This is a genomic window from Ekhidna sp. (genome assembly GCF_965247405.1).
In the GTDB taxonomy this organism is placed as follows: domain Bacteria; phylum Bacteroidota; class Bacteroidia; order Cytophagales; family Cyclobacteriaceae; genus Ekhidna.
In genome coordinates this window covers 3,937,696-3,959,721 of the sequence record NZ_OZ252014.1, presented here as the reverse complement: position 1 = coordinate 3,959,721, position 22,026 = coordinate 3,937,696, and the positions used below count along the sequence as shown (strand labels likewise).

Here is a 22,026-nt window from a genome sequence, read left to right as displayed (position 1 = left end):
GCTTTTTTGTAATTTGGCACGATCAGATAAGCACCTATACCCATGAGCAAAAAACGCATTTTAGTCATCGAAGATCAGGATGATGTACGGGAAAACATCATTGAACTTCTTGAGCTATCTAATTATGAGGTGGACGCTGCTCCGAATGGAAAAGAGGGCGTTAAAAAGGCACTTGCTTTGCCACCAAATCTTATTCTGTGCGATATCATGATGCCGGAAATGGATGGATATGAAGTACTATACATCCTTTCAAAAAACCCTGAAACCACCTCACTCCCATTCATCTTTCTTACAGCCAAAGCAGAAAAAACCGATTTCAGGAAAGGAATGAATATGGGTGCCGATGATTACATCACCAAGCCTTTTGAAGAAATGGAACTCTTGGGTGCCATTGAACGAAGACTCAAAAAATATGATGAACTCTCAAGTATTTCTGAGGTAGAAGAACTGGTGCAGCATGCCTCTAACTACCAGAATATTGCAGATCTGGAAAAAGAACGTAAAACACAGCAGTATAAAAAGAAGGACATCATTTATCGTGAAGGAGACTTTAGCAACTTTGTCTTCAAGATTATAAGAGGCAAAATCAAAACCTATCACATTAATGAGGATGGAAAGGAGTTTATCCATGACATCCGGAAAGAAGGTGATTTCCTTGGTGAACGATCCATCATTCAGGACTCATCACGTACTGAGTTTGCAGAGGCAATGGAAGACTCTGAATTAATGCTGATACCCAAAGACGACTTTCAACAGTTGATCTTTAACAACAGAGAAATTTCTGGTCAATTCATCAAATTGCTATCTAATAACCTCTCAGAGAGAGAGAAAGAACTCATGGAGATGGCCTACAATACGGTCAGAAAGCGCACAGCTGATTCTTTGATGAAATTGTATGAGGCCTATTCCGGGGAAATGGAAAATGTGACTGTAGATGTATCTCGAGCAGATCTGGCTGGAATGGTGGGTACAGCCACAGAGTCGGTCATTCGAATTCTATCTGAGTTTAAGAAAGATAAATGGATCGAGATAAACGGCAGTGCCATTACAATATTAAAACCTGAGAAAATTAAAGGGGTTAAGTTTTAGTTTTCAATCAGACGAACCTGTAATTTTTCCATCGCCACTTCCACTTCATCTAAAAACGAGGGCAGCTCCTCCCAGAAATCCTCTGCTTTGTAATCCGGCATCCTGCCCGCTAACTCTCTCATATCCAGATTGGCAAGATTTGATTTCATCCGATGCAGATAATTATAGGTTCGCTCTCTGTCCTGAGCCTCCAAAGTTGCTTTGCTCCCCTTTAAATCATCGCTGATTGATTGTACAGCCATATTGGCAATCATCATCACCTTCTCTTCATCACCTCCTAAAACGTCCGTCAAGAATTCAAAATAAAGACCTTTGGACGAATCTTTATCTTTTGTTTTTTCATTGCCTGAATGGTACATTTCTTTCCTGCCCAAACGACTGACTTTTTCAAAAAGATCGGGTGGATCAAATGGTTTGGAAACAATTTCGTTCATCCCACAATCTTCCATCTTCGAACGAGATTCCGCTAACGTACTGGCCGTTAGGGCTATGATTGGAAGATTTTTGAAGTAGTCTCCCTTCATGGCTCTTATTTTGCGTGTCGCTTCATACCCATCCATTACCGGCATTCGTACATCTATGAGCATAAGGTCATAGGCTTTGCTTTTGATTTTCTTCAGGGCTTCTTTTCCATGATTCGCCAGGTCAACCTTCACACCCCATCTATTTAGAAAACCTTTGGCAATTTCCTGATTGGCAATGTTATCTTCCACCAAAAGAACATGGAGTTTCAGATTGGCATCTGATATCTGTCTGGCTTTCTTGTCTTGATTGACCATCGAAACCTCTAGTGGTAGCTGGAAAAAGAAAGTTGTTCCTTTACCAAGTTTCGATTCCACTTTAAGCTCTCCACTCATTAAGTCAACCAGGCGTTTCGAAATTGAAAGACCAAGTCCCGTACCTCCGGCTTTTAAAGACTGAGGATTATTAATTTGTTTAAATGATTCGAAAATGGTTTCGAGTTTATCCTCAGGAATACCAATGCCTGTATCGGAGACCGAGAATTGAATCTGCTTGTCTTTAGAAAATTCAATCTTAAGCTCTACAGAACCTTTTTCAGTGAATTTCACTGCATTGCTAATCAGGTTATTGAGCACCTGAGTAAGTCTCACCTCATCGCATTTATAAAATGTACCCAGCTTAGGAGAATAGCTGAGCTTAACCGCTACATCACTGCCCCTTGGAACAGCTTTCCAGGTCTCTACAATGTTTTCGGCCAAATCCTTCAGGTTCACGTCTTCTTCCACGATATCCAGATGACCTGATTCGATTTTTTGAACATCAAGAATATCATTAATAAGAGCCAGTAAATTGCTGCTTCCAAACTTCAACATCTTCAATCTGTTGCTATCTGATAACTCCGGATGTTCCATCTCCAGTAGTTGGGTTGTACCAATGATTGCATTTAAAGGTGTCCTTATCTCATGGCTCATGGTGGACAAGAATTGTTCCTTCACTTTACCAGCGGCTTCAGCTTCTTCTTTCGCCTTTCTCAGCTCAACCTCCTGACGCTTCATATCCGTCAAATCATTGATAAATATGATGATCCCTCCGATTTTATCTTTACTCGTATACCATGGATGTATCTCTCCTTGAAGCCATTGTATCGAACCATCCGCTCTTTCAAATTTCTCTATTCCAGGCTTTATCACCTCGCCCCTGAGTGCACGCTGGTGCATATTCTTCCACTCTGTAGGGATCTCAGGAAAAACCTTGTAATGAGACTTACCAACAACCTTTCCTTTTATATTCTGATCTTTCAACCATTTCTCGCTTGCTGAGATATAGTTCATGTGCTTATCGAACATTGCAATGGCTGCAGGGGCAGACGAAATGAATGTTTTTAGGAGTTCTCGCTCCGTTTCCAACCTCTCATGGCTTTCTTGCAATTCCATTAACGAACCGACCCACTTAGATACAAGAGTTACGAAATCTAGTTCATATTCAGAGAATGGTTGCCTACGAGCATTGGTACTAGTGAAATTGACCGTACCCGCCACTTTTCCGTCTACTCGGTAAGCTGACCCTATGTAAGATTCCAGTTTGAAGTTCTCAAAGCATGGATGCCTATTATGAGCAGAATCATTCATATCATCAATACTCAATACTTTTCCCTTCTCACGCAGTGTTATATCACAATATGTATCTCCAAGCTTAAATTTCTGATTGTTTTCCAGGCCACAACTTTCCGGGTAGAATGCTGCAATTCGATATTCATCCATCCAGATTTTACTCACAATTCCGACCTCAAGATTTAAATATTCCTGGCACAGCTTCAGTCCATCCTCCAGACGTTCCTGAATACTGAGTTCTGTTTTGGCGTTCAGCTCATTAAGTAACCTTAAACCATCTTTATATCTTTCCTCTTTCTCAGTGGCTATCTTTTGATCAGTGATATCCTTTCCGATGTTGTAAATAAGCGCAATGTTCCCATTTCTATCATAGGAGAAATCAGAGGTCTGACCAATCCATCTGACCTCACCCGTTTTGGTTACAATTGGAAATTCGTAGTAACATGAGCGTTTAATAGTTCGGGCTGCACTTGAATAGAACTCAATAACCTCATTTCGATAATCTTTGTGCACATGTTCAAACCACCTTTTCTCGTTGGCCTCCTGGAGTGAGTATTGAGTGAGTTTCTCAAAGGCGGGATTAATGAAAGTATAATGCCCATTTCCATCTAGTTCATACACCACGTCGTGTGTATGGCTGATGAGATTTTCATAGCGCTTTTTCGAATCGAATAACTCATAGAAATAGTTTTTATGTGAATTGATGCGAATACTTATCAATTGTATGGTAAAAATCAGCACGGAGAGTGCAGCTAATATGACCGTGAGTCCAATAAACCAATACTGCCTCGATACCACCTGATTAAGGCTTTCATTTACCAGAGAATCCAATCTTTTATATTCAGCAGTCAGTTGATTAACAAGTGGCAGAAATGTTTCTTCTTGTATGAGCACATTTCGTTTGAAGATATGGGTGCTTGCTCCCTCCTGAATTCCGAAGCTACTTTTAATCAATGATGAAAGTGGAATGTTGCTCGCTGAATAAAGACTATCAACAATTGCCAGATCTATTCTATCATATGCTTGGAGCTTATTGTTTGTAATCTTCAAGAGCTGGTGATTATTTTGAAATAACCCAAGTGAAGAGTCTAAACGATTGATAACAGATTCCGATAAGGGATCACTGCTATCCTCAAGAAGCAATACATTTTTAGATAGATACTGACTAAGCGTTTGTTGTTCAGCACATAGGTTTAATGCAACATCTAACTGACTATTTATTTCAGTGAATTTTTGAACCTGGTTATTTGAAATGTAGACTATTGCCAATACGGCACTAACACCAGCAATAAACGCAAAAATGATGCGCTTCGCCAGTTTTTTTACACTTAGTTCATTAAATGTTGAGGGTTTTCTCTGCATCCACTTACGATCAAGGCGAGTATCTATTTCCTTAAATCTATGGTTACAAAATAAGTCAAATAACCATGTTAATACCTTGTAAAACAGTCCCTTTCGATGGGTTTCATGTTACGTCCGATGTAGGTATACCGAATAAAGCCTAATCCTCTAAACACACAATAAAATAATTAAAATAATACAATATTACCACACATATTACTTCCACACTTTCAGATACTTACAATAAACACTAACTTCGCGGTTCAATTAAGAAAGCATATGATCTCAACGGAAAATATCTCCCTTCAGTACGGCAAAAGAGTCCTCTTTGACGATGTTAATACCAATTTTACTCCCGGGAATTGCTACGGCATCATTGGCGCCAATGGAGCAGGGAAATCCACATTCCTCAAAATACTATCAGGTGAAATCACACCAAACTCCGGGTCTGTAAAAGTTGAGCCAGGAAAACGTATGGCTGTCTTAAAGCAGAACCATCACGAATATGACGAAACGTCTGTTTTGGATACAGTGATGATAGGCCACAAGGAATTGTGGGATATAATGAAAGAAAAGGATGCGATCTATGCGAAACCAGACTTTAGTGAAGAAGATGGTAATAGAGCTTCCGAATTAGAGGCTCAGTTTGCAGACATGGACGGTTGGAATGCTGAGTCAGATGCAGCTGCCTTATTAAGTGGCTTAGGAATTACAGAAGCCGATCACTACAAACTCGTAAAGGAACTTAACGGAACTGAAAAAGTACGTGTGCTCCTCGCACAGGCGCTATTTGGCAACCCTGACATACTTATTCTTGATGAGCCTACAAACGACCTGGACATTCAGACTATTTCATGGTTGGAGGATCATTTATTGGAGTTTAACAATACATTGATCGTTGTTTCTCACGACCGACATTTTCTTGACACAGTCTGTACTCATATCGCTGATATTGATTTTGGTCAGATTAAGCTCTTTACTGGTAACTATTCTTTTTGGTACGAATCGAGTCAGCTGGCGCTTTCGCAACGATCAGCAGCTAATAAAAAGGCGGAAGAGAAGAAGAAAGAGTTGCAGGAGTTCATTGCGAGATTTAGCGCTAATGCTGCCAAATCAAAGCAGGCAACAAGTAGAAAGAAGTTGCTGGAAAAAATCAACATCGAAGAAATTCAACCTTCCAACAGAAAGTATCCTGCCATTATTTTCAAACAGGAAAGACCCGCTGGTGATCAAATACTTGAGACCAAAGGCCTAACCAAGGAATTGAATGGGGAGACGCTCTTCAAGGATGTCGATCTATTCGTAAACAAAGGCGATAAAATCGCTGTGGTGGGTGATGACAGTCTGGCAATTACCACGTTTTTTCAGATATTAATGCAGGAACAGGAAGCAACTTCCGGATCATTTAAATTTGGTCAGACCATTACGCACGCCTATCTACCGAATGATAATGCGAAATATTTTCAATCGGACGACAATTTGATAGACTGGCTAAGACAATACTCCAAAGATGAAGATAAGGATGAAGTTTACATCCGGGGATTTCTTGGAAAAATGCTCTTTTCAGGGCAAGAGACACTGAAGAAATGCAATGTCCTTTCAGGTGGTGAGAAAGTAAGGTGTATGCTATCACGAATGATGCTGCAGGAGGCCAATTTACTTATACTGGATGAGCCAACGAATCACTTGGATCTGGAATCTATTACGGCTTTAAATAACTCATTGAAAGACTTTCCGGGTACGATTCTGTTCACTTCTCACGATCATACATTCACGCAGACAATCGCCAACAGAATTCTGGAGCTACGCCCTAATGGATACACAGATACGCTGAGCTCTTATGATGAATTTTTGGAAAAGAAAAGAGCTATTTTGGCGTAGCGAATAGAGGTCATGCTTTAAAGCCAATCATCATGATATCATCATTTTGACGATTGGCGCCTGTCCAGGCCATCAGATATTGCTCAGCAAGCTGCTTCTGCTCTGCCATGCGGATTTGACGTTTTTCCCGTAGAAAGTCACCCAATTGTCCTTTGGTGATCTTCTTTTCTTCAGGACCACCTATCAGATTAAAAACTCCGGTACTACAAAGAAAAAAGTTGGACTCTTTCGTTTCCGATAGTGTATTGGAGTTGTATCCTGGTCTCTGCTCCCTGGGCTCACCTACCTGAATGTCATCACCACGTATAATTTTCACTCCCCTTCGGTTGACCTGCAAAAGATCCATATTAGCCCCGGCGAACTCCATTTCCTTGCTTTTGGTATTGACCTTTACAATGCCCACATTGGCATTGGTATTGAGAAGGATATTGTTTTTGTCTTTGAAGCGTGCCTGAACTTCACGATGTAGAAACAACAGGATAGATCCGGGAAAATCAATCGAGTATCCATCTACCATTTTCTTTAGCGCATTCATATAAATGCGAATCATCATGCTGGCCAGGTGCCCTTCACCAACGCAAGTAAAAAGTGCCAGATAGACATCATCGTCGTGCTTATGAAGCCAAAAGCCATCTCCTCCTACTCTTCCTTTTGGTTTGTTCATGACGAAACCATCGGAAAAATATTCCATCAATCGCTCTTCTTGAGGTAGCACCGAAAAATAATTTCTCCGTGTACTATCTTCAATCCGATCAAAGTTAACAATCCAGTCAGATTCTTTGCTCACGTTCTTTTCCTTTTGCGACTTACGCTATCTATCAATCCAAACCTAACACGACAAACGCTTCGTGATTATTCCACTTAATGGGAATAACATACATTGAAACGTTTTCAGGGATATGAAGTTCCTCTGGCATTCCCTCGAATACTGTAGGTACCGAAATCATGAAATTAGCGCCAAGGTTGGCTCTAACATTTCCGGCAACAACATTAGAAATTTCCCCCGCCATATCCAGAATATCTTCTTCGGAAGGATCTTCTATTCCAATGAACATATTTATTAAATCTGCGAACATTTCTTTGTTTGCAGAGATATATACAAATCCTTGACGACTTCCGGATATTCCAATCATACCGGTAAAGTCTTTGAGCACCAATCCTTCAGACTCCTTCAGGTATGGCACTTTCATATCAGAATCTATTTCGGTGAGGTGCTTAAAATAGTTGCTCACCGAATTGATAAACAGATTACAGGTAGCCTCGAATTCTTCTTTCCTACTCTCCATCCCTTTTCAGTAATTTATCAAATGCCTTTGCCAAATCATCCGCATTTACCGGTTTATACATAAACCCTCTGGCACCTTTGTCTAAAGCGATTAGGCCAGTTAGCTTATCAGCTAATGCCGTAATGATCATCACTTTTGTGTTTGGATTGATTTTCATAATCTCCTCCAAACAAGCAATCCCATCCATCTCCGGCATGGTAATATCCAGGGTCACCACATCGGGTTTCTCGTCCATCACCATTTGCACGGCCTCCACTCCATTAGCTGCCTGACCAATTATCTCCAGATCGTAATCTGCAAGATTTTTTTCAATGGTTCTTCTCATCACAGAAGAATCGTCCACAATCAACAGTCGCTCTTTCATGCTTCTTCCGTTTCGTTTCCAGATTCTAATACTGGTAGCTTAATAATCATCTGAAACTCTTTTCCTTCCTCATAGGTGATTTCATATGCTCCACGATGTTCATTCAATAGCGATTTCACAAGGTGCATACCCTGACCTCTTCCTGCATTTGCATCAGACTTATCTGCAGTAGAAAATCCTTCATTGAATATCAAATCAACCATCTCGAAATCTTCCATCTGATCAAGTTCATCCTGAGAGGAAATGCCTTTTTTGACAGCCTGCTGTTTAATTCGATTCATGTCTAATCCTCTGCCGTCATCTTTATATCTGATGAATAGCTCATGATCGCTCTTTGAGAGTTCGATGAGAATCTCACCGGTGATAGACTTTCCTTCATTCATCCTCACACTAGGTGCCTCTATTCCATGTACGATGGAATTTCGGATCAACTGAATCATCATATCCTTGAAAGGACCAATGTATGTTTCAGGAAGAATGACATTCTCCAGATTATCAAAAGTCACATTTACAGTCTTTCCTTCTTCCTTGGCGATGAGCTCTGCCCCTCTTTCAAGGGAATCGATGACCATTATATTAGAGACAGAGTCTCCTTCAGCAGGAAACTTCTTATAAATATTGATGATTTTGTAAAGCATTTCGGCTATCTCGGCAATCATCCGATCTGCCTCATCTACCTCATAAAGTATAGCAAGAAAATCTTTACCTCTTACCTCTTTGGATTGCAATGCAGTAATCGCCTCTTCAATTTCATGGAATTTATTAGCCATCAGCTCCATGCCGATAACCACCGCATTACCTTTTAGATTATGAATAATGTCGAAGGTAAAACTTAGCAGCTCTGAGTACTCATCACCATCGTTCTTCTCATACCTCTCAGAGATACTCTTTAGCATCTTACGCGAGTTATGCAGGAAGCCTCTGAGGATAGAAGGATCAATTTTAAGAATGCTAAGCACTCTTTCTGTCTCTTGCTGTTTTTTCTTCTCCGCCTCGCTTAGGTGTTGTTGTAGTAAGATTGATTCAGTTTCATCAGAAACCGTGACCATAATATTCTGAATCTTATTCTTTCTGAATATTCTGGTAAATTCTACCCTGATATATTTGGTAGCAACAATGCCATTTTGCTCCGTATGAATCTTCACCTGGTCTATTGGATTCAATTGGTTCACCACCTCTTCATCCATATCTTCATTAAACAGGTGCCGCATGAACATTTCCAAAGCTTCTAACTCTCTTGGTAGTATCAGAGGCCTCATGAAGTTGGTGAAATTTTCACCGGCAATTCGATCATTATTAAAAATCTCCTTCATTGCCTTTGAATGGAATTTGGAGATTTTAAATTCTTTGTCGAGCAAGAAGATTCCCTGCTCAATATTTTCGAAAACAACTAATGAAACTCCATAGATATTCTTATATAGGAACTTAGCCTTATCTCTTTGCTTCCTTAGCTCAAATTGGGATTTTCGTATTTCCAGCACCATCTTATTAAAGGTGTTGGCATATTGTCCTAACTCATCCTTTGTTGGGATGACTACTTTCTTTGAAAGGTCTCCTGCTGAAATCCTTCGAGTAAAAGCTTCCAATATGCTTACGTTTTTCAGCAAATTGGTCACCAGGGTGGTCATCAACCAAAAGGCAATGATTCCAATGGTAATATCCAGAATCAGAAAAGTCCAGAAATTCTTTACAGACTGACTTGCAATCTCCTGGGTGCGCGCCTGTATCCTATCAGACATGAAGTCTTCCACCCGTTTCAACCGATTGATCTTATCTGTACTTACATCGTACCAGTGATCCGGGCTTTCTGAGAGGGTGTCATTCAAAAATACTACCTGTCTCATACGTTCAACTTCCTGTACCTCCTCACCCTGCACCATTTGTTCATAATACGCTGTTGATTCCTCGTTTGCAATAATCTCAAAAGCATCCAAATAGGAATTCTGACGAGCAACCAGTGTTGTGAACCGATTGTAAAGGTCAAAACCGATGTGATTATGAGAAAACGCCTGAGTTCCAATGGCTCGCTCAATACTTGCAAACTCCTTTGACTTTAAGAAGTAGATGATTGCATGTATCTGTTGAGCAATTTCTTTATCTCTGGTCTCATCAATAAGTTTGATAACGGTATTCAAGGCGGTATTATTGATCTCTGAAAATCGATCAATGGACTCTTCTGAAGAAATTCGATGCTGATCAATGCTTTTGCGGAGCGTCGTTAACTTATCAAAAAACGTATTAAGCTCGTCCAGATCACCACGATGTAGCTCTATCAACTCTCCAAGATCACCACTGGATATCTCATTGTAATATTGCTGAAGTGTACTATCAGTCTTCTCTCTTTGCTGACTCAGCTTAACACCGAAGCTTTCTCCCTCATTGGCCAGGAACCCCGAGGAGATACTTCGTTCCTTTTGAATTTCATGGACAACATGATTAATCTCAATACCTACGGTGATTGCTTTATTCAGCCGAACACTATCTGAATAATCAAGGTAGTGGTACCTGACTTGTAGATAATCAAAAGCCAAAATAATAACTATCAGCGGGATAATAATCACCGCAAATTTTTGGCGTATGGGTAGGTTGGTAAGTCTCTTTATCATCAAAACTGCATATAAGCTATGCAAGCACTTTTTCTACTACCTTGAGTAAATCCTCTTCGGTAAATGGTTTAACAATATATTCTGAAGCCCCTAAAGAAAGTCCTTTGTTCACTACGGTCTGCTGCCCGACGGCACTTACCATGATGACTTTGGACGGAACTTCCTCATCCTTCAATACTTTGAGTATTTCAAAACCCATCATATCAGGCAGGATGTTGTCTAATGTGATTAGATCCGGTTGTAACTGAACTGCCAAATCAATGGCACTTTCTCCATTCTGGGCTTCACCCACCACTTCAAATCCTGCACCTTCCATTGCAGATTTGATTAACGACCTCATATAAATAGAGTCATCAACGATCAATACTTTCTTGCTCATTTTACTTTTATTACTGTTTTATCACTTTATTTAACACTTCCTATTTAGCACGATTAGGGTGATAATGAGTAATTAAACCAGGTCCTTAATTTTATCCACAAACTTATTGTGAAATACCCAAATAAAATCGGGGCAAATATCTAGCTCTTTTCCATGAAAAACTGCTTTGAAATGAATTATTGATTCAAATTCGCTGGATTCTTTAACTATAAAATCATTCAATTCAGTTGCTTTTAAAACTTTTAATGATGGGACATTTCCATATATCTCTACATCAAGAAAGTTAGAAAATTCAGTAATAACTGCTGCTGAAACCATGTTATCAATCTCGGTAAGAAAACCCAACTTCATGATGGTGCTTTCTTTTGAGTCATCTTTTGCTACTTTTTCAGGCAAACAGGCCTCATATAGCTTAGCTACTTCTTTTTCTGAGAAAATCAGGTGACTAGTACCTTTTAACTCCCCCATTAGCTCAGTTTTGATAAGGTGAACATCCTGATTTGGTCCACCAAAACGATCCAAGTCTAAATCTGCACTCACATAATCTATCTTCTCAATGGATATTGGACTCTGTAGGATTTGCTCCATAGAAGACTTAGCCATAGACAAACCATCGAATATTAGCTTCGTGGCTATTTTAAGTTCACTTTCATTCAAATCTGCAATCATACGTTTCTCAAAATAAGTTTGTTGGTTTTGGGGTCAAAATAGTCCTTTATTTTCAATCTGATTAAAGTTTTAGGCGAACAATCAAGAATCTTCATCGAGTTCCTTCAAAATAGCGATTAACTCTGAATTGTCAAATGGCTTTACCAGATAATGTTTGGCTCCATTTGACATTGCATCTACGATGGCCGACTGCTGTCCTACCGCACTTATCATGATCACCTTTGCTTTGAAATCGTCTGTGTTGATGGTCTTCAAAACATCCAGTCCTGTCATATCAGGAAGAATATTGTCCAGTGTGATCACATCCGGACTCAACTCCATAGCGAGATCAATGGCCATTTCACCATTTTTTGCCTCTCCAACTACGTCATATCCCTGTTCCTCCAATAGTGAGCGAAGACTGGAGCGGATATAGGTGGAATCATCTACGATAAGTACTCGCATAAGCGTATTGTTTAGTCTGAAATTTTCTTATAAATACGTGTCTTTACATCATGAATGCTGAATTTGGTTTTTCCATATTCCGGCATAATATCGTAATAGCCAATGATCAAATAGCCATCGTCCTTAAGGCAGGAGTGCAAAAGATCTAAAACTCGGTGCTTGAGCGACTCATCAAAATAGATCATCACATTTCTACAAAAAATGACATCAAACTGGTCATTCATTGAATCCATCACCAGGTTGTGTTTTTTAAACGTCACATTCGTCTGATACTTTGATTTAATATTGGCATGTTTATCATGAAATTCGAAGTAATCTTCTAGCTGCCTGTCAGGGAAAAACTTCAGAAACGGAACCAAATATTGCTTAAGGGTCGGTAATGAGTAATCTCCCTTCTTTGCTTTATTTAAAGCGGTAGTACTCAGGTCTGTCGCCAGGAGTTTGCTTTTGTTGAGCATATTCAATGTTTCCAGCACAATATTCATGGTATAGACCTCTTCGCCAGTTGAGCATCCTGCATGCCATATTTTGATCGATCTTCCCGTTATTGATGGGATGATTTCATCTCTGAGTTTCATCCATACATCCGGATTTCGAAATAGTTCTGTCAAATTAACCAGCAGGTCATCGATGGCTGACAGGAAGAATTCATTGTCCTTTAAAACAAGCGACCACAGCTCCAAAATGGTATCCATGTTGTGCTTCATCATCAGACGCACGATCCCACGCTTAAGTGAGGTACGCTCATAATTCGTGAAGTCAAGCCCATAACGATTGTTAATCGCCTGCATTAGTGCAGTGAGCTCCTCATCACTGATCATATCTGTGGTTATCGTTGCTATGACTCTACTTTTTTAGTTGCTGATTGAAACAAAATATCCATAATGGAAGCTACATCTAATACCGGACACACATTCCCTGATCCCAGTATGGTCGTGCCACTTAATAGTCGGCTATTATCTAGTGGTTTAGGAAGCTTTTTCTCTACAATTTCCTTTTGACGTTGGAGCTTGTCGACAACCAAACCTAATAATCGTCCGGAATGCGTGGAGACGATCACGTTTAATTCAATCAATTCGTCAATTTTCTTGATGTATTTCAGCCCTATCTTTTCCTGGTCAATGTCATCAACATTTTTGGTCTCGATCAACCCTTCGAGGAAAACCACAGGAATGGAATGATCCTGGTAATCAAACATCAGACTATCACCTACTTGATGAATCTCATCTTTAGTGATATAGGCAACAGAATCGATGTATGTCAAAGGAATGGCATAATCCTGATTGGCTACTTCGAAAAGAAGCGCACCCTTCAGTGCCAGTGAGGAAGGTAAGATTAAATGGATTGACGTTCCTATCCCTAATTCCGTTTCCACCAATACCTGTCCTCCAATGGATTCTACTGATTTTTTCACGACATCCATACCAACTCCTCTCCCAGATATGTCCGTCACTTTATCAGCACTTGAAAAACCCGGTTCAAAAATGTATCTAATGATCTCATTTTCGTTCAGCTGATCAGCAACCTCCTGTGTGACCATCTTCTGCCGAACAATCTTTTCCTTAATCTTGGCCTGATCAATGCCTTTTCCATCGTCTGATACCGTAATCACTACACTGTCTTTTTCGAGTTTGGCATCCAGAGTCACTTTAGCAGTGAGGTCTTTACCGGAATTTCTCCTTTCATCTGAATTTTCAATACCATGTCCCACAGCATTTCTAACCAAATGAACCATTGAATCACTGATGATCTTAAGAATATTTCTATCTATCTCAACCTCGGTTCCTTTCAACACCAACTCAACAGATTTGTTTTCAGAAGAAGCTGCGTCTCTGAGCACACGATGAAATTTATTAAACAGAAACCCCATCTGCACCATGCGTACATTCATGATTCCATAGTGCAGATTGGAGGAGATTCGCTTAATCCTTTCAAACTCAAGCGTACTTTTTCCTTCGGACCCAAACAATGCAATCAACCGGTCTCGTTCAATTACCAGTTCACCAACCATGTTCAGTAATTCATCCATCCTTTTCACAGGAATCTGAACCACATCTGCAAATTTGATAGTGCCGGTTTCCTCCTCGGCTGGTTCTTTGGGAGCCTCTTCCTGAATAGCTACCTCTGCTTCCTGCTGACCGTCTTCGGGTTGGCCCTCGCTTTCTTCACGGGCATTCTTTAGATATACAGCCAGCTTTGTCTTAATACCCAGGTAGCTCACACGTTCACCGGAAGTGACCGCATTTATAAGTCCACCTAACTTATCATTTGCTCTGAAAAGTCCGTCCACCAGTTCTTTATCAAGGGGTATTTCACCATTCTTGATAGCTCCGAAAATATCTTCCATCGTATGTGCCAGATCTGCGATCTTATCATACCCCATACCCATAGCATTTCCTTTTAGGGTATGAACAATACGAAAGATGTTAGCAATGGCCTTCTTACTGGACTGGTCTTTCTCCAGCTCCACAAAAAGCCGGTTTAGCTCTTCAAAATTTTCGAGAGCTTCAGTGAGAAATAACTGACGATATTCTTCTTCTTTGGACGACACTTACAGGTTGTTAACTAAATAATTACCAATATCTTTTATATCCAATATGGCCTCAATAGCTCCTGCTTCAGAAGCTGCTTTAGGCATTCCATAAATGACACTGCTCTCTTTATTCTGAGCGATCGTTTTGCCCCCCACCTCATTGATTGCCATCATACCCTTCACTCCGTCCTTACCCATTCCTGTCAAAATAACACCCACCATTCGATTACCGTACACTTTTGCCGCACTTAACATCATGGCGTTGATGGATGGGTTATTGTATTCGGGATAAACATCATCTGTGAAATCTACAACGACTTTCCCTTTCTCCTTTTTCAGGATAAGATTGGCATGACCCGGGCAAAACATGACAACTCCAGGTGTTGGACTCATTCCTTTTGTCGCAGAAACAACCTCAAGAGCTGTCAGAGAACCTAATCGTTGGACGAATTGAGGAATAAATACCTTCGGCATATGCTGGCATACTACTATCGGGATATCAAAGTCTTGAGGAAGTGAGCAGATGACTCGCTCAATAGCTGTGGGACCTCCGGTTGATGCGCCAATTGCTACCAAATCGTAATTTGATTTCCTTGAACGCTTTCGTGGCACCACTTTAACCTTCGACTTGGCAGATCCTATCTTTTTTGGCTTAGCCCGGGAGGTACTTTTGATTTTCTGCACTAACTCTTTTTGGAGCTCTCGCATTTTAGATTTATTCCTGTCTGGCTTATTGATGTAATCAACTGCTCCATTTTTAAGCGCCTCAAACACCGGTTGCAAATCGGTATTTCCAACAGAACTAAGTATCAATATTGGTGTGGGATTCTTTTGCATGATGCCTTTTACAGCATAGAGGCCATCATACTCAGCCATGTTGAGATCTAGCAGAACAATATCGGGTTTTAATTCTGCGGTCTTTTCTATCGCCTCGAGTCCATTGATCGCAGTGCCTGCAACTTCAATCTCCTTGTCTTCTGAAAGTAAATCAGTAATGAGCAACCGCATAAACGCGGAATCATCAACAACTAATATTTTGAGTTTTGCAGCCATCTAATTCTTCAATTCGTCAGGAATTACAACTGCCTTATCATTCTTCAGCATTTCAATAATATCCAGGTAGTAAACTAATTTTTCTTCCAAATGAATGATCCCTTTGATGTATGATAAATCAAGGGTAGCATCCTCAATCATTTGTATTTCGGATGAAATATTTCCTCCCTCCACTTTTAGTGTGGTTGGCAGAGATTCCAAAACCAGGCTAGCCTTGATTTCATGGTGGTTGAATATCATTAGGTAGTTTGGATCCGATACACTCTCAATCCCAAAACGAGCAGCTAAATCAAAAACAACGTAGGAAGTACCTCTGACATTGGCAAGCCCTGAAATATGTTTGGGAGTATTTGGAGTTTTGGATAGCACCGGGAATTTGACCACTTCTTTGATTATGTGGATATCCGTGGCGTATATTTCATTGTTGATGATAAAGCTTACCAGCTGAATATTCTTGTCCTGCAACTCCGCAATCTCAGCGGTGTACTGCTTTCTCAGTCTTATTTTACGTTCCCGCAGCTCATTGGCGATGTAGTTGGAAAGCACAGGATCAAATGGTTGTGCTGATTCTGGCTTTTGTTTTTTCTGATTGGTACTTCCCTTTTTTGCTGGTTTGGTTGTAGGTGTTTTCTTCTTTTTTGCTTTTGTTGAGGAGTCTTTTTTAGTTGATGATTTTTTAGGCGATTTAGCTGCTTTTTGAGGAGCGTCTTCTTTTTTAATCAGAGACTTCTTTTTCACCTTTTTAGGCTCCTTCTCCTTCGGTTCTTCCGAGATCAGTTTCTTTCGTTTTAAATTCTTCCCCAGTGCCATTTCTCTACCTATTTAACTCTAAGATTTCATCACCAAAGTGCATGTAATCAACCGCTGAGTTGGAGGTCGGTTTATAGCTGATGACACTTTTCCCGAAAGAGGGAGCCTCAGAGGCTTTCACATTGCTTCGAATCATGGAATCAAAAATCCTTAGCTCATAATTTTCAAGAATATAGTCCTTCACCTCCTGACTGAGCTTTCGGCGTTTATCGACCATGACAGGTAAAACCCCTTCAACAACCAACTTCTTTGAAAAAGATGAGGACACTTTCTGTATGGTTTGCATGATCTGATCCAGACCCTGAAGGCTTAACACTTCCATCTGCATGGGAATAATCACTTTGTCGGAGGCCAACAGTGCATTGACTGTAAGTGTTGAAAGCGATGGTGGACAATCAATTAATACATAATCATACCCGGCCACCTCTCTAAGGATCGTATCGAGTGCACGCTCATGCCCACCGGAAGTAGCCAGGGAAAGCTCTGTATCTGCAAGCTCATTATCAGAAGGAGCCAGATCCAATCCCTCACTTGATTTCAATGTATCTCCAATCTTGCATTCACCTAGAAGGACATCTGCCATTGATTTATCAAATTCGTTAATGCCAAGAGAATAACTCAGGTTCCCCTGAGGATCAAGATCGATCAATAAAACATCCTTGGCTCTCCTATTTAAAGCAGCACCCAAATTGATGGCTGTGGTGGTCTTACCAGTACCTCCTTTTTGATTTATAATGGAATATATCACCATTATTCATCACCTTTCTTTGACAGCTTAAACATACCTACACGTTCCTTGAGTGTTCTGGCTATCTCAGTCACTTCTTCTGATCGTTGCGTGTAGCTTTCCATTCCAGCTGAAAGCTCTGTAGCAGAGCTAGCCACTTGTTCGGTTCCAGCTGCCGTCTCTTCCGCAATTACTACGATACCTTCTGTGATAGTAACTACATTTCTAATACTATCCATCTGGTCTTTCGTTGCTTCCAGTATCTGCTTCGAAATTTCAAGGTTTTGATTAGAGGATGAGGCAATTTCTCTGAAAGCTTCAGATGCATCATTCGATGCACTTTCACCACCCAGAATGCTCTCATTCATTACTTCGATAACCTTAGCAGCGGCAGCTGTATCATTTTGTACGTCGGTTATCAACTTCTCAATTTCCCGAGCGGAGTTTCTGGAATCCTCAGCCAATTTTCTAATTTCCTCAGCTACAACAGCAAAGCCCCTACCGGCATCTCCTGCCTGTGCTGCCTCAATTGCTGCATTTAAAGCGAGTAGATTGGTTTGAGAGGCGATATCTGTAATAATTCCTAATACTCTCGTAATCTCATTGGATCGCTCGGTCAGCACCTGGATCGATTTATTGGTATCATTGGCAAAGGCTTTGATATCCTTCATACTAAAACCAACTTTATTTACCATCTTCAATCCATTTTCCGAACTCTCAGAAACTTTATGAGCTGCCACATTGATTTCCTCTGCCTGATTACTCATGCTGGTTGCAGCACGTTGAATATTCTCAACAAGATTTGAAGACTCATCCACCTTGCTTACCTGTGTCTGTGCTCCACTACTCATCTCAGCAATTGCCGATGCTATCTCACCGGTATTTGTATTCATCTCCTCACTTGCAGATAGCATCTCCATGGAGCTGTCTCCGATAATATTGGCATTCTTTACAATCCCATCAAGCAACTCATCCAAATTGTGAAGTGCTTTATTCAGATTATCCTTTAGGTTAAGGATGTCGCCTTTTGCTTCTTCATTATATCTCACAGTTAAATCGCCCTCAGCCATTCTGTTTGCCATTTCATTCAATACAGAAAATGGTTTTGAAACTGATTCCAGCAAACTGTTAATAGAAATACTTAACTCTCTCCAGGCACCTGATTTATTATCAGGATTGATCCTGGAGGTCAGGTCGCCTTCTCCCTCCGCATGCTGAACCACTTCATTCGTTTCATCAATTACAGAACGAAGGTTGTTTCTCATCATGATCAGGGAAGCACCCAACACGTCATTCTCACCGGAAATCTCAAAATCAGCATTAAGATTTCCTTCACCCACCTCTCTTGAAAATTCAGCTTTCTTCCTTAATTCCTCAAGCAACACATTCACCGACTGAGCAATCTCACCCAGCTCATCTTTCGATATTTTTTTAATTATCAATGAATTATCCAACACTCCTTTTGCCAGACTTTTCAATAATGTATTTGACTGGTCCAAAGAATCGGTTATCCTGTTTGCCAGCTTCCAAATAGTGTAGGAAAGTAAAACCAACCCTATTAGACCAATAATTATGGTCCACCTGAAGGTTGCATTAAATGGCGCAGTGATTTCAGAGACAGGAACCACGAAAACGGCCCACCATGAGTCTGAAGACCTTCCAATTGGAATATTAGCAAACGAAACATATACGTCATCCTCCAGCGATTCATCATAAGCCCGATATGAAAATGGATTGCCAGATCTCATATTCTCAACTACGTTTAGTGGGCTATCTCGAATGATGTTTAATGTGTCCATTGACTGGTTGAAGAGTTGCGCATTTTTATGTGCCGTGATTACTCCGCCACTTGAAACTAAAAGCGCATAAGCATTTTGATAAAAGTCCACCTCAGAAATTCCTTGAAAGTCGTCGACAGACATATCCGTGCCTATTACTCCAGCAAACTTTCCATCTACTTCCATCCGAACTGTCGGAGAAATTCCAAGGAGAGAATCTCTTGAATCTGATGAATAATCATAATCTAAATACCAGTAGGGTTCGCTTAGCAATTCATTGAGATCATCTTCCGCTTTAAACCTTTCATATATTGAGCTTGCTTTGCTTCCATCAAGCTCCGCTAATTCCAGTGAAGACTTCACTTCATTCCCATCCATGTACGAATTGAATCGCTCGCGTCCATAGCTCTTATCCCAGTTTGGATCAATAAACTCTAATTGCCAGCTCATCCATGTAGCATCATATTTGGGATATAACATCAATACTTTTTCAAGGAACGTCTTTCTTAGCTCATTACGCTGATTATCAGGCATGTAGGTGTATTCTTCTACGGCTTCAGCCATTACTCTTGCCACTGCTAGGTCCTCGTCAATTATTACTTTTATTTCATTTGCCTTTTGCTGAGCGTAGGAGTCTGCGAGTTTTTCAGCTTCCCCAATAGCATTTTTACGAAGGTTGTAGCTTATATATCCGATTGTAATGACATAAATGATGACTGTTAGTCCCAATATGAACAGCATCATTTTTCGGCGAATGGTAAAATTTTTAAGCATCTTAGAATTGGTTAACTATTCTGAAAACAAAGCATTTAGCTTACTACGGTGAATTTGTCACTCGAAATCATTCCTAATATATCGAATAGGATGATCATTCGGCGATCTTTTTTAATAATTCCTTTTAAGTATTTCTGGCCAATGGTTGATTTTAGTCTTGAGGCTGATAGTGACTCAATCATATCATCTGAAACCATCAATGTATCGGGTACATCAGGAATAGCAATACCCATCTGATAGTTGTCTACATCCAAAACCAATAAATATTTTGGTTGGGTAGTATTTTCGATCTTGAAAAAATCAGCTAAATCAAGAATTCCATATATGTTTCCCCGTACGTTGGCCATTCCTTTGATATAATCGGGCATCTGTGGCACATAAGCAAGGGGTGGAAATGGGACTACCTCCTTAACCAGGTTGATTGAAACCGCATACTCTTCCCTTCCGGACTTAAACACACAAAACTGCTGATAGGATTTTACAACAACCCCTTCACCCTCCTGATTTATAGATTCACTGTGCTCTCTTTCACTATGCTCTCCCTTGCCCTCTTTTTTCACACCTTCCTCGGAAACAGCTAGGTCTTCATCAGGATTCTCAGAGCTTTGTTGTTTTGTAAGATTTTTTCCCAGGGCCATGAATTAATTTCTCACCGTAAAAATGAATGTTCTAAGAAACTAAATTCGAATGACTTTTACCTAAAAGTATATCGGTAAAATGATGAGATGATCCTTGTTGAAGATACGAAGTTGACTGTATTAATGAGTTTTTTAAAAAAATAGCAATGGGTAAATATTGGCATCTATTTTTGCCATCAATTTAATATCGAATGCCCGGAAGCAGAAAAAGACATATTGCCAAGACGATAACCTGGCGCATCATCGCAACAGGAACTACATTTATCTTAACGATGATTTTCTTCAGAGAGGATCCAAATGCAACTGAAAAAGCAGGTTGGGTAGCGCTTATAGAGACCATATTAAAGATGGCCCTTTATTATTACCATGAAAGAATTTGGTACAATGTAAAGTTGCGTGTAAAAAGTGCATTGCGTCACTTCTTCAAAACAATCACGTGGCGTGTTACTGCTTCCGTGACAACCTTTATCATCGCCTTCGTTATCTTTAGGGAAGATCCAAGTGCTGTCGAAAAAGCTACAGGAATCGCATTAATAGAAAGCGTACTGAAAATGTTATTTTACTATTTACACGAAAGAGCTTGGCATACCTCAAAATTTGGCCTTAAATAATTGTTTTAAGGTAAATTGGCCCGATAAGTGTTTGATGAATGTAATTATTAGATTAATCTTGAATTTGAATTGACGATAAACAAACCAATCTCATGAAAAAGAACTTTATACACTTTTCATTATTTGCTTCCGCATTCTTTTTGATTTCGTGCGGTGGAGGAAAAAAAGCATCTGAAGAGTCAACCGCAGAAAAGAAAGAAGAAATTGAAAGCTTTGTAGAGAAAGAATTTACCTATCCTCTGCCTACTGCTTTCGAGGTTTCTCAAATGCTTAGCAATGCAAATACCTCATACTCGCCAGACATTGTAAATGATCCGACGAAAGTAGATCAGTATGTGGCTACCTGGCAAAAAGCTGCCAACCTGGGGGTCTACGGAGCAGATCTTAGCTATGCGGCAACCTTTGATAAAACACAGGAGACCATTGATTTTCTGGATGTATCCAAAAAGCTTATTGAGGATTTAAACATTACCTCTGCCTTTAACGAATCCATGGCTCAACGAATTGAAAACAATATGGATAATGTAGATTCCTTGATTTTCATCGTGACCGAATCATTCTACGACACTTACAATTACCTGAATCAAAACGGAGAAGAAAAGACCTCTATATTGGTCATAGCCGGAAGTGTAATTGAAGGACTTCACATCACTTGCGAACTTGTAAAAATGAGTGAAAACAAAGGCGAACTAATGGCCGTTTTAGCCAACCAAAAAGCGCAGGTTATAAAATTGGTGGAACTGATGGAGAATCACCAAGATGATGAAAACGTACAGAAAGTGCTTCCAAACTTAAGATTTATCAGCTTAACTTATGATCAGTTGGGCGAAGGAACAGAAATGACTGAGGGTCAGTTTACAGATATTGCTAACAATGTGAAAGAGATGAGAGATCACATCGTTGGATAATCTGAATTGAAAATATATTTTTAGAGCCTCAACCTTTGTTGGGGCTTTTTTTTACGTTATACA

At 40.1% G+C, this 22,026-nt stretch carries 19 protein-coding genes; 4 read left to right on the top strand and 15 right to left on the bottom strand.

The window, feature by feature from the left end; translation table 11 throughout:
* Positions 1 to 42: 42 nt before the first annotated feature.
* On the top strand, positions 43 to 1,089 hold the full coding sequence (locus ACP14Y_RS18230) for a response regulator (RefSeq protein WP_424964329.1): 1,047 nt from the start codon (positions 43 to 45) through the stop codon (positions 1,087 to 1,089).
* Here the strand turns inward: ACP14Y_RS18230 and ACP14Y_RS18225 are convergent.
* The gene (locus ACP14Y_RS18225; protein ID WP_424964328.1) at positions 1,086 to 4,523 is read right to left on the bottom strand and encodes an ATP-binding protein; all 3,438 of its coding nucleotides are present in this window, start codon (positions 4,521 to 4,523) and stop codon (positions 1,086 to 1,088) included. The genes ACP14Y_RS18230 and ACP14Y_RS18225 overlap by 4 nt on opposite strands.
* Positions 4,524 to 4,781: 258 nt before the next feature.
* On the opposite strand from ACP14Y_RS18225, the gene ACP14Y_RS18220 reads away from it, so the two are divergent.
* Positions 4,782 to 6,383 (top strand): ABC-F family ATP-binding cassette domain-containing protein, encoded by a 1,602-nt coding sequence (locus ACP14Y_RS18220; RefSeq protein ID WP_424964327.1) that lies wholly within the window; start codon positions 4,782 to 4,784, stop codon positions 6,381 to 6,383.
* Positions 6,384 to 6,393: 10 nt separating this feature from the next.
* Here ACP14Y_RS18220 and ACP14Y_RS18215 read toward each other — a convergent pair whose 3' ends face one another.
* From ACP14Y_RS18215 to ACP14Y_RS18150, 14 genes are all read right to left on the bottom strand, one after another.
* Positions 6,394 to 7,170, bottom strand: coding sequence for a hypothetical protein (locus ACP14Y_RS18215; protein WP_424964326.1), 777 nt, complete (start codon positions 7,168 to 7,170; stop codon positions 6,394 to 6,396).
* A gap of 31 nt (positions 7,171 to 7,201) precedes the next feature.
* Positions 7,202 to 7,669 carry a chemotaxis protein CheX gene (locus ACP14Y_RS18210; RefSeq protein WP_349567149.1) on the bottom strand — a complete coding sequence of 156 codons (468 nt, stop codon included), beginning with the start codon at positions 7,667 to 7,669 and terminating at the stop codon, positions 7,202 to 7,204.
* A complete protein-coding gene (locus ACP14Y_RS18205) occupies positions 7,659 to 8,033 on the bottom strand; it encodes a response regulator (protein WP_424964325.1) in 375 nt (124 codons plus the stop codon). The genes ACP14Y_RS18210 and ACP14Y_RS18205 overlap by 11 nt, the downstream gene beginning before the upstream one ends.
* A complete protein-coding gene (locus ACP14Y_RS18200; protein WP_424964324.1) occupies positions 8,030 to 10,639 on the bottom strand; it encodes a nitrate- and nitrite sensing domain-containing protein in 2,610 nt (869 codons plus the stop codon). Before ACP14Y_RS18200 ends, ACP14Y_RS18205 begins: the two co-directional genes overlap by 4 nt.
* A 16-nt stretch (positions 10,640 to 10,655) precedes the next feature.
* Positions 10,656 to 11,018 carry a response regulator gene (locus tag ACP14Y_RS18195; protein ID WP_349567155.1) on the bottom strand — a complete coding sequence of 121 codons (363 nt, stop codon included), beginning with the start codon at positions 11,016 to 11,018 and terminating at the stop codon, positions 10,656 to 10,658.
* Positions 11,019 to 11,090: 72 nt separating this feature from the next.
* Complete coding sequence (locus ACP14Y_RS18190; protein WP_349567157.1) at positions 11,091 to 11,687, bottom strand: hypothetical protein; 597 nt, start codon at positions 11,685 to 11,687, stop codon at positions 11,091 to 11,093.
* 81 nt (positions 11,688 to 11,768) lie between these two features.
* Positions 11,769 to 12,131, bottom strand: a complete 363-nt coding sequence (locus ACP14Y_RS18185; protein ID WP_349567159.1) for a response regulator — start codon at positions 12,129 to 12,131, stop codon at positions 11,769 to 11,771.
* A gap of 11 nt (positions 12,132 to 12,142) precedes the next feature.
* A complete protein-coding gene (locus ACP14Y_RS18180; protein WP_424964323.1) occupies positions 12,143 to 12,952 on the bottom strand; it encodes a CheR family methyltransferase in 810 nt (269 codons plus the stop codon).
* A gap of 17 nt (positions 12,953 to 12,969) precedes the next feature.
* Positions 12,970 to 14,682, bottom strand: a complete 1,713-nt coding sequence (locus tag ACP14Y_RS18175; RefSeq protein WP_424964322.1) for a chemotaxis protein CheA — start codon at positions 14,680 to 14,682, stop codon at positions 12,970 to 12,972.
* The gene (gene cheB, locus ACP14Y_RS18170) at positions 14,683 to 15,717 is read right to left on the bottom strand and encodes a chemotaxis-specific protein-glutamate methyltransferase CheB (protein ID WP_424964321.1); all 1,035 of its coding nucleotides are present in this window, start codon (positions 15,715 to 15,717) and stop codon (positions 14,683 to 14,685) included. It abuts the gene before it with no gap.
* Entirely contained in the window at positions 15,718 to 16,527 is an 810-nt protein-coding gene (locus ACP14Y_RS18165; protein WP_424964320.1) for a chemotaxis protein CheW, read from the bottom strand.
* A gap of 4 nt (positions 16,528 to 16,531) precedes the next feature.
* Positions 16,532 to 17,278 (bottom strand): ParA family protein, encoded by a 747-nt coding sequence (locus tag ACP14Y_RS18160; protein ID WP_424964319.1) that lies wholly within the window; start codon positions 17,276 to 17,278, stop codon positions 16,532 to 16,534.
* On the bottom strand, positions 17,278 to 19,806 hold the full coding sequence (locus ACP14Y_RS18155; protein ID WP_424964318.1) for a methyl-accepting chemotaxis protein: 2,529 nt from the start codon (positions 19,804 to 19,806) through the stop codon (positions 17,278 to 17,280). The genes ACP14Y_RS18160 and ACP14Y_RS18155 overlap by 1 nt, the downstream gene beginning before the upstream one ends.
* A 35-nt stretch (positions 19,807 to 19,841) precedes the next feature.
* The gene (locus ACP14Y_RS18150) at positions 19,842 to 20,444 is read right to left on the bottom strand and encodes a chemotaxis protein CheW (protein WP_424964317.1); all 603 of its coding nucleotides are present in this window, start codon (positions 20,442 to 20,444) and stop codon (positions 19,842 to 19,844) included.
* Positions 20,445 to 20,635: 191 nt separating this feature from the next.
* Between ACP14Y_RS18150 and ACP14Y_RS18145 the strand changes: the two genes are divergently transcribed.
* Positions 20,636 to 21,055, top strand: coding sequence for a DUF2061 domain-containing protein (locus ACP14Y_RS18145; protein WP_424964316.1), 420 nt, complete (start codon positions 20,636 to 20,638; stop codon positions 21,053 to 21,055).
* Positions 21,056 to 21,147: 92 nt separating this feature from the next.
* Positions 21,148 to 21,963, top strand: a complete 816-nt coding sequence (locus tag ACP14Y_RS18140; protein ID WP_424964315.1) for a hypothetical protein — start codon at positions 21,148 to 21,150, stop codon at positions 21,961 to 21,963.
* Positions 21,964 to 22,026 lie beyond the last annotated feature (63 nt).